This window comes from uncultured Aquincola sp., from assembly GCF_964001545.1.
Taxonomy (GTDB): domain Bacteria; phylum Pseudomonadota; class Gammaproteobacteria; order Burkholderiales; family Burkholderiaceae_C; genus Aquincola.
The window spans coordinates 1-7,591 of sequence record NZ_CAXFDV010000198.1 but is presented as its reverse complement, the minus strand read 5'-3'; the positions used below and the strand labels follow the sequence as shown (position 1 = coordinate 7,591).

Below are 7,591 nucleotides of genomic sequence, written 5' to 3'. Positions count from 1 at the left end.
CCGGCGGGCTCGTCGCCCTCGATGAAATGGGTGAACCCGCCGGTGGCCTACATGCTGCATGCCGGCGTGCCGCTGCTGCGGCAAGCCGGTGTGCACCTGCCGGGCCACCATGAAGGGGACACCAGCCGCGTGGCGCTGGAGGCCTACCCCGGCCTGCTGGCGCGCGAGCTGATCGGCGCCCGCTCATACAAGAGCGACGAGCGGGCCAAGCACACGCCCGAGCGGCTGATCGCCCGTAAGGACCTGCTGGAAGCGCTGGAGCAGGGTCGCAGCCGCCTGGGCCTGCGCCTCAAGTGCAGCCATGCGCAGCGCGATGCGCTGGCCGCCGATGGCAGCGGCGACAAGCTGGACGCGGTGCTGTGCATGCTGCAGGCCGCCTGGGCCAGCCGCCAGCCCGACTGGGGCCTGCCGCCGCAGGTCGATCCGATCGAAGGCTGGATCGTCTCGGTGCCGCATGCGCCGGTGATCGCGCCTGAGGCCGCCGCGCCGGCCAAGACCGCGGCCAGGGCGCGTCGGACCAAGCCTGCCGCCGCCGTTCTGGCGCCGGTGAAGAAGCCCTCACCGGTCAAGGCCTGAACCCGATCCACGGATGACCGGCCGACGCCTGCGCTACGCCCCCGGCGCCTGGTTCGAGCGCCATGGCTGGAAGCCGTTTCCCTTCCAGCGCGACGTGTGGCGCGCGATGGCCGCCGGCCACAGCGGCCTGCTGCATGCCACCACCGGCGCCGGCAAGACCTATGCGGTGTGGTTCGGCGCACTGGCCCGGGCCGCTGGTCTGGGCGTGCCGATGGACAGCGCCCGCCAGGCGCCGCCGCTGGGCGTGCTGTGGCTCACGCCCATGCGTGCGCTGGCCGCCGACACCACCCGATCGCTCACGCTGCCGCTGGCCGAAGAAGCGCCGGCCTGGAGCATCGGCCAGCGCACCGGCGACACCGCCTCGGCCGAGCGGGCGCGGCAGGACCGCCGGCTGCCCACCGCGCTGGTGACCACGCCCGAATCGCTCACGCTGATGCTCACCCGCGCCAGCGCCCAGCAAGACCTGGCCGGCGTGCACACCGTCATCGTCGACGAATGGCATGAGCTGCTGGGCAACAAGCGTGGCGTGCAGGTGCAGCTGGCGCTGGCGCGGCTGCGGCGCTGGAACCCGCAGCTGGTGGTGTGGGGCCTGTCGGCCACGCTGGGCAACTCCGAAGAGGCCATGTCCACGCTGGTGGGCCATGACCAGGGCCAGCTGGTGCTGGGCCGGGTGCCCAAGGACCTGGCCATCGACACGCTGCTGCCGGCCGACGTGGGCCGCTTCTCGTGGGGCGGCCACCTGGGCGCGCAGATGCAGATGCCGGTGGTGGAAGAGATCGAACGATCCGGCCCCACGCTGGTGTTCACCAACGTGCGCTCGCAGGCCGAGGCCTGGTACCAGCTGCTGCTGGCCGCGCGGCCGGACTGGGCCGGCCTGGTGGCGTTGCACCACGGCTCGCTGGACAAGAGCGTGCGCGAATGGGTGGAGCTGGGCCTGAAGGAAGGTCGGCTGCGCGCGGTGGTGGCCACCTCCAGCCTGGACCTGGGCGTGGACTTTCTGCCGGTGGAGCGGGTGCTGCAGATCGGCAGCGCCAAGGGCGTGGCCCGGCTGCTGCAGCGCGCCGGCCGCAGCGGCCATGCGCCCGGCCGGCCCAGCCGCGTGACCCTGGTGCCTACGCAGGCGCTGGAGCTGGTGGAAGGCGCCGCCGCCCGCCGCGCCGCGCAGGCCGGCCAGGTGGAAGGCCGCCACACGCCGGCCAAGCCGCTGGACGTGCTGGTGCAGCACCTGGTGACGGTGGCGCTGGGCGGCGGCTTCACGCCCGATGCGCTGTACGAGGAAGTGCGCAGCGCACCTGCCTATACAAGTTTGACGCGCGAGGAATTCGACTGGGCGCTGGCCTTCGTGGAAGGCGGCGGCAGCAGCCTGGGCGCCTACCCCGAGTACCACCGCGTGCAGCCCGACGAAGAAGGCGTGTACCGCGTGCCCGATGCCGGCATCGCGCGCCGCCACCGCATGGGCGTGGGCACCATCGTCAGCGACAGCACCATGCCCATCCAGTGGGTGGGCGGCGGCGTGCTGGGGCACCTGGAAGAGAGCTTCATCGCCCGGCTGAACCCGGGTGATTGCTTCATCTTCGGCGGCCGTGCGCTGGAATACGTGCGCACCCGCGACTTGACCGCCTACGTGCGCAAGGCCAGCGCCCGCAGCGGCAAGCTGGCGTCGTGGAACGGCGCCAAGATGCCCCTGTCCAGCGAGCTGGCCGATGCGATACAGGCCCTGCTGCACCAGGCCGCGCAGGAGGTGGCGCAGGCCTACCCCGAGGGCGAGCTGGCCGACGACGCACCGCCGCCGCCGGCCCGAAAGGGCGCCGCCTTCAGCGAGCCCGAGCTGCGCGCCGCCTGGCCGATGCTGCAGGTGCAGGTGCGCCTGTCGCACCTGCCGCAGGCGGGCCGGCTGCTGGTGGAGCAGTTCCGCTCGCGCGAAGGCCATCACCTCTTCGTCTACCCGTTCGGTGGCCGCAACGTGCACCTGGGCCTGGCCCAGCTGCTGGCCTGGCGCTTCTCGCAGCAGCAGCCCAACACCTTTTCCATCTCGATCAACGACTACGGCTTCGAGCTGCTCAGCATCCATCCGGTGGAGGTGGCGCCGCTGCTCGACGGCCGCGTGCTGGCCGAAGAGGGCCTGATGCCCGACATGCTGGCCAGCCTGAACAGCAGCGCGCTGGCGCGCAAGCGCTTCCGCGAGATCGCGCGGGTGGCGGGGCTGGTGTTCAGCGGCTTTCCGGGTGCGGCCAAGAGCGCGCGGCAGCTGCAGGCCTCGTCCAGCCTGTTCTACGAGGTGTTTCGCAAGTACGACGCCGGCAACCGCCTGCTCACCCAGGCCGAGCACGAGGTGCTGGCGCAGGAGCTGGAGCTGGGCCGCCTGGGCGACGTGCTGTCGCGCATGCGGGCCCAGCAGATCGACCTGGTGCCGCTGAAGGTACCCACGCCGATGAGCCTGCCGCTGATGGTCGAGCGCTTTCGCGAAGGGCTCAGCACCGAGAAGCTGGCCGACCGGCTGGCCCGCATCGTGGCCGATGCGGAGAAGGTCCTGGCCCATCCGCCGCTGCCCGCCCGGCCGCGGCTGCCCAAGCCGCGCATCGTGCGGCGGCGCTGAAGACCGCCCGACCCAGACCGCGGCCCCGGCCCATACGGCCCGCACGGCCGTCACGCGCAGGTCATGAGCACGCCGCAGGATCGGCAGGCCCACCACCCGCATGCCGATGTCGCGCCCACCCTCCACACCGCTCTTGCGCTGCTTCCCGCAGCGCCTGCGGCCGTCGGCATGGGCCTGGCTGCTGGTGGCGCTGTGGCTGGCCGCATTGGGGCAGCCGATGAGCGCAGGCTCTTCGGCCAACGTCTGGCCGGCGTTGGCGGCTTGCAGCCCCATCGCCTGCGCGCAGGCGGACAGCCCGCCGCTGCCCGAGCAGCAATGCGCGCAGCAGACCGACCTGGCCGCTGACCACGCACCCGACCCCACACCGGCCACCGACATGGTGGACCTGGCGGTGGACGTGCTGGCGCACGCCCCGCTGCTGCCGGCCAGGCCCCTGCGCCAACGCCTGCCCCTGGCAGCGCGCTGGCGCAGCTGCGCGCCGCGACGCCGCCTGCGCCCACCCCGCAGCGCCTGACCGCAGCGCCCCGGCCCGCTGAAGGGCCGGCGCGCGCCTGTGCCTTTGCTGTTTCCCGCGGTCGACCTGCTGGCACGGGGTCGACCCCTGGCCGCGCCGATGACGCGCGGGCTTGCCGTGCCTGGAACTCTGAACTCGGAGGAAGTGATGAACCTTGTATCCCGATGGGCGAGCCTGGCGGGCGGCCTGTTGCTGGCCGCCTCGGCCCAGGCCGCGCCGGTGACCTACCAGGGCGTGCTCACCAGCGGCAGTTTTGCCGGCAGCGTGGCTGCCGACAGTAGCCCCTGGGGCGACGCGGCCGGCTGGTCGTTCTGGCAGTTCACCGCGCCCTTCATGGCGCAGGTGACGATCACCGTGACGCCGAACGACCCCGCGTTCGACCCGGTGATCGCGGCCTTCTATGGCACCGAGGCCGATACCAGCGGCTACCTCGACCTGCGCACCGGCACGCAAAGCGTGCACGTGGCGCTGGCCGATGGCGCCACCGAATGGTCGCTGGGCGGCCCCGGCGAAGCCGCCACGCTGCGCTTTGACAACGTGTACGGCAGCGGCACCTTCGTGCTGGCCATTGCCGACCACGCCGACGGCCTGGGCCAGGGCGCCCTGGGCTACACGATCACCGCCGCCGTGCCCGAACCCGGCACCTACGCCCTGATGGCCGGCGGCCTGGCGCTGCTGGCCTTTGCCGCACGCCGCCGCCGCGCCTGAGGCGCTGGCCTTTTCCCCAGCCTTTGACATTGCCAGGAGAAAACACATGACCACCCGTGACGAACACATCGACGTGATGCGCGCCTTCGCCCGTGCCGACACCGGCCGCGACATGGACCCGCACTGGAGCTTCGGCCGCCGCGGCTTCCTGCGCAGCGGCGTGGCCGCCGCCGCCACCATCGGCCTGCCGTTCGGCGTGCTGGGCTCGGGCGCCGCGCATGCGGTCAAGCTGCCCTACAGCCCCGACTACGGCCCGCTGGCCCCGGTGGCCGACCAGTCCACCGGCCTGCCGCTGCTGCAGCTGCCCTCGGGCTTCCGCTATTGGTCGTTCGGCTGGACCGGCGACGTGATGAGCGACGGCATCGCCACCCCGGGCGCGCACGACGGCATGGCCGTGGTGGCGTCCGACGCCGACAAGCTGGTGCTGGTGCGCAACCACGAGCAAGGCAGCCGCAGCGCCGGCAGCTATGCCGCCCCCAAGGTCACCTACGACCCCAAGTGCAACGGCGGCACCACCAATCTGGTGTTTGCGCCCAAGCAGCAGAAGTTCATTTCCTCGTGGGCCACGCTGTCCGGCACCATCCGCAACTGCGCCGGCGGCCCCACGCCGTGGAACACCTGGATCACCTGCGAAGAAACCTCGGACGGCGTGCACAACGGCGCCAGCAAGCAGCACGGCTACTGCTTCGACGTGCCGGCCGCCGGCCCGGCCAACCCGGTGCCGCTGCTGGACATGGGCTGCTTCAGCCATGAGGCGGTGGCGGTGGACCCGGTCACCGGCATCATCTACGAGACCGAAGACTCCACGCCCAGCGGCTTCTACCGCTTCATTCCCAAGGTGCCGGGCCGCCCCTCGGCCGGCGGCAAGCTGCAGATGATGAAGCTCAAGGTGCCGGCCAATGCCAGCATCAGCGTGATGGGCCAGACCATCAGCTACTTCAACACCGGCGCCGGCTTTGCCGACGGCACCCGCTGGGACGTGGAGTGGGTGGACATCAACGAGCCGAACAAGCCCTTCATCAGCGGCACCAGCTACGGTGGCGTGGTGGCCCAGGGCCTGGTGCAGGGCGCGGCCAGCCTGGTGCGCGGTGAAGGCTGCTGGTACGGCAACGGCGTGATCTACGTCTGCTCGACCAGCGGCGGCACGGTGCGCGCGGGGCAGATCTTTGCCTACGACCCGCGACGCGAGACCTTCACGCTGGTGTATGAATCACGCCGCGCTGCGGACGTGCACATGCCCGACAACATCGCCTGGAGCCCGCGCGGCAGCCTGATCCTGTGCGAAGACGGCGACAACGACCCGCAATCGCTGCGCGGCCTGACGCTGGACGGCCAGATCTTCCCGTTCTGCCACAACAACGTGAACTTCGCGGCCACCGGCAGCTACACCCGCCCGTCGGGCCGCACCTTCACCGGTGACCAGCGCGGCTCGGAGTTCGCGGGCGCCACCTTCCACAATGAGTGGCTGTTCGTGAACATCCAGACCCCGGGCATCACCTTCGCGATCACCGGTCCCTGGGACGACGGCGCGCTGTAAGCCGCGGCCGGTCGGTCAGTTCGAGGCGTCGATGACGAAGGTGCCGCCGGTCACCGGCGCCTCGATGCGCACACGCGCCCGGTTGCCCAGCAGGCCGCCGGTGCCGTTGGCTTCGACGCACTCGATCTCCAGGCCGCCCGCCGTCACGTAGCGGGTGGTCAGGCAGTAGTAGGCGCGGCCGGCGTTGCGCTCCACCGACCAGGTGACGTCGGTCACGCCCACCGCCGTGCTGCCCACGCAGCCTTCATAGTCGGTCAGCCGGAACAGCGGCCCGTTGTCGCCCACCCGGGCGGCGGTGGGCAGGCTGCCGGTCATCACGGCGACGCTGCATTCGTTGTCGCTGGTGCGGGTGCCGCCCACCGTGGCGGTGGACAGGCTGTGATAAAGGGTCTGGCTGACGCTGCCCGACGCGCTGCCCGACTGGCGCAACGTCAAGGTCTGGTTGGCGGTGTCGTAGGTGCGGCCGTCCATCACGAACACACCGCTGCCGGCGGGCGAATAGCCCAGCGTGATCTGGTAGTTCAGGTTGTCGTTGCCCGTGCCTTGCACCGTCCAGCTGCCCCCGGTGCCCAGCAGCTGCTGGAAGGCGGCGCGTGGGTTGTAGGTGGTGTTGGCGGGCTGGCCGGCGTCGTCGTCGCTGCCGCCGCCACAGGCCGTCAGCAGCGCGGCCAGGGCCGCAGCGGCGGCAACACGTGAGAAGGTGATCAGCTGGGACATCGCACTTCCATGCAGGGATCGGATGGGGCACTTTAACGGCCCCCGCCCCGCAGGGCGGCAGAATGCGCCGCACCGACCACCAGCCCCTTGCGCCCCCGCCTGCCGATGCACCTGCCTGCCCGTGTCCGCCGTCACCACCCCGGCCTTGTGAGGGCGCCGCTGTGAACCGCCTCTCCTTGCCCCGCCGCTGGCCCTGGCACCTGCCGGCGCATGGCATCAACGGCATCAGCGTGGCGCTGGGGGTGCTGCTGGTGCAACTGGTGGGCGGCCTGCTGGGCGGCCACCCGGCGGCGCTGGTGGCCTCGGGCGGGGCCATCTTCGCCAGCCTGGCCGACACGCCCAACGTGCCGCGCCGCACGCTGCGCCGGGTGTTCACCGCCGCCACCGCCGGCCTGCTGGCCACCGTGCTGGTGACGCTGCTGCGCGACCATGAGCTGGCGCTGGGCGGCGTGGTCACCCTGATCGCCTTCCTGGCCAGCCTGGCGCTGGCCTGGGGCGCGCGGGCCGGCCCCATCTCTTTCGTACCCATCCTGGCCATCGTGTTCACCATGGCCGCGCCGCCGCTGGTGGGCTGGCGCGCGCAGCTGGAACATGCCGGCTGGACGGCGCTGGGCGGTGCGCTGTACCTGGTGTGGTCGGTGCTGGCCTCGCGCGCGCTGCAGCCGCGCTACCGCGGCCTGGCGCTGGCCGCCGCGCTGGAGGCCACCGCCGCGCTGCTGCGCTCACGCACGGTGCTGCTGCTGCAGGACCGCATGCGCCCCGAAGGCGCGCCGCCGCTGCAGGACTGGATGGAGCGGCAGGTGAGCCTGGACGAGCGGCTGCAGGCCGCGCGCGACCTGCTGTTCGAGGCCGCCCACCGGCCCGATGCGGCCGACGTGCCGCGCCGCATCGCGGTGCTGCTGCTGGCCATCGACCTGCGCGACACGCTGCTGGGCAGCGAGCT

6 protein-coding genes and 1 pseudogene are annotated in these 7,591 nt (G+C 72.0%); 6 read left to right on the top strand and 1 reads right to left on the bottom strand.

Annotation, left to right across the window (positions count from 1 at the left end; genetic code table 11):
- From ABNT58_RS06910 to ABNT58_RS06890, 5 genes and pseudogenes are all read left to right on the top strand, one after another.
- Positions 1 to 576: pseudogene (locus ABNT58_RS06910) on the top strand (hypothetical protein); the annotation flags it as partial.
- 13 nt (positions 577 to 589) lie between these two features.
- A complete protein-coding gene (locus tag ABNT58_RS06905) occupies positions 590 to 3,172 on the top strand; it encodes a ligase-associated DNA damage response DEXH box helicase (protein ID WP_348752765.1) in 2,583 nt (860 codons plus the stop codon).
- Between the two features lie 106 nt (positions 3,173 to 3,278).
- Positions 3,279 to 3,686, top strand: coding sequence for a hypothetical protein (locus ABNT58_RS06900; RefSeq protein ID WP_348752764.1), 408 nt, complete (start codon positions 3,279 to 3,281; stop codon positions 3,684 to 3,686).
- Positions 3,687 to 3,833: 147 nt separating this feature from the next.
- Complete coding sequence (locus ABNT58_RS06895; RefSeq protein ID WP_348752763.1) at positions 3,834 to 4,394, top strand: PEP-CTERM sorting domain-containing protein; 561 nt, start codon at positions 3,834 to 3,836, stop codon at positions 4,392 to 4,394.
- 46 nt (positions 4,395 to 4,440) lie between these two features.
- The gene (locus ABNT58_RS06890) at positions 4,441 to 5,931 is read left to right on the top strand and encodes an alkaline phosphatase PhoX (RefSeq protein ID WP_348752762.1); all 1,491 of its coding nucleotides are present in this window, start codon (positions 4,441 to 4,443) and stop codon (positions 5,929 to 5,931) included.
- Between the two features lie 15 nt (positions 5,932 to 5,946).
- On the opposite strand, the gene ABNT58_RS06885 is transcribed toward ABNT58_RS06890, so the two are convergent.
- A complete protein-coding gene (locus tag ABNT58_RS06885) occupies positions 5,947 to 6,648 on the bottom strand; it encodes a hypothetical protein (protein WP_348752761.1) in 702 nt (233 codons plus the stop codon).
- 161 nt (positions 6,649 to 6,809) lie between these two features.
- Between ABNT58_RS06885 and ABNT58_RS06880 the strand changes: the two genes are divergently transcribed.
- A partial coding sequence (locus ABNT58_RS06880; protein ID WP_348752760.1) for an FUSC family membrane protein occupies positions 6,810 to 7,591 on the top strand: 782 nt, incomplete at its 3' end.

What these genes read in the sequence shown, in the direction of transcription:
- ABNT58_RS06905 (WP_348752765.1), top strand. Translation starts at nt 590, where the DNA reads ATGACCGGCCGACGCCTGCGCTACGCCCCCGGCGCCTGGTTCGAGCGC.
- ABNT58_RS06900 (WP_348752764.1), top strand. Translation starts at nt 3,279, where the DNA reads ATGTCGCGCCCACCCTCCACACCGCTCTTGCGCTGCTTCCCGCAGCGC.
- ABNT58_RS06895 (WP_348752763.1), top strand. Translation starts at nt 3,834, where the DNA reads ATGAACCTTGTATCCCGATGGGCGAGCCTGGCGGGCGGCCTGTTGCTG.
- ABNT58_RS06890 (WP_348752762.1), top strand. Translation starts at nt 4,441, where the DNA reads ATGACCACCCGTGACGAACACATCGACGTGATGCGCGCCTTCGCCCGT.
- ABNT58_RS06885 (WP_348752761.1), bottom strand. Translation starts at nt 6,648, where the DNA reads ATGTCCCAGCTGATCACCTTCTCACGTGTTGCCGCCGCTGCGGCCCTG.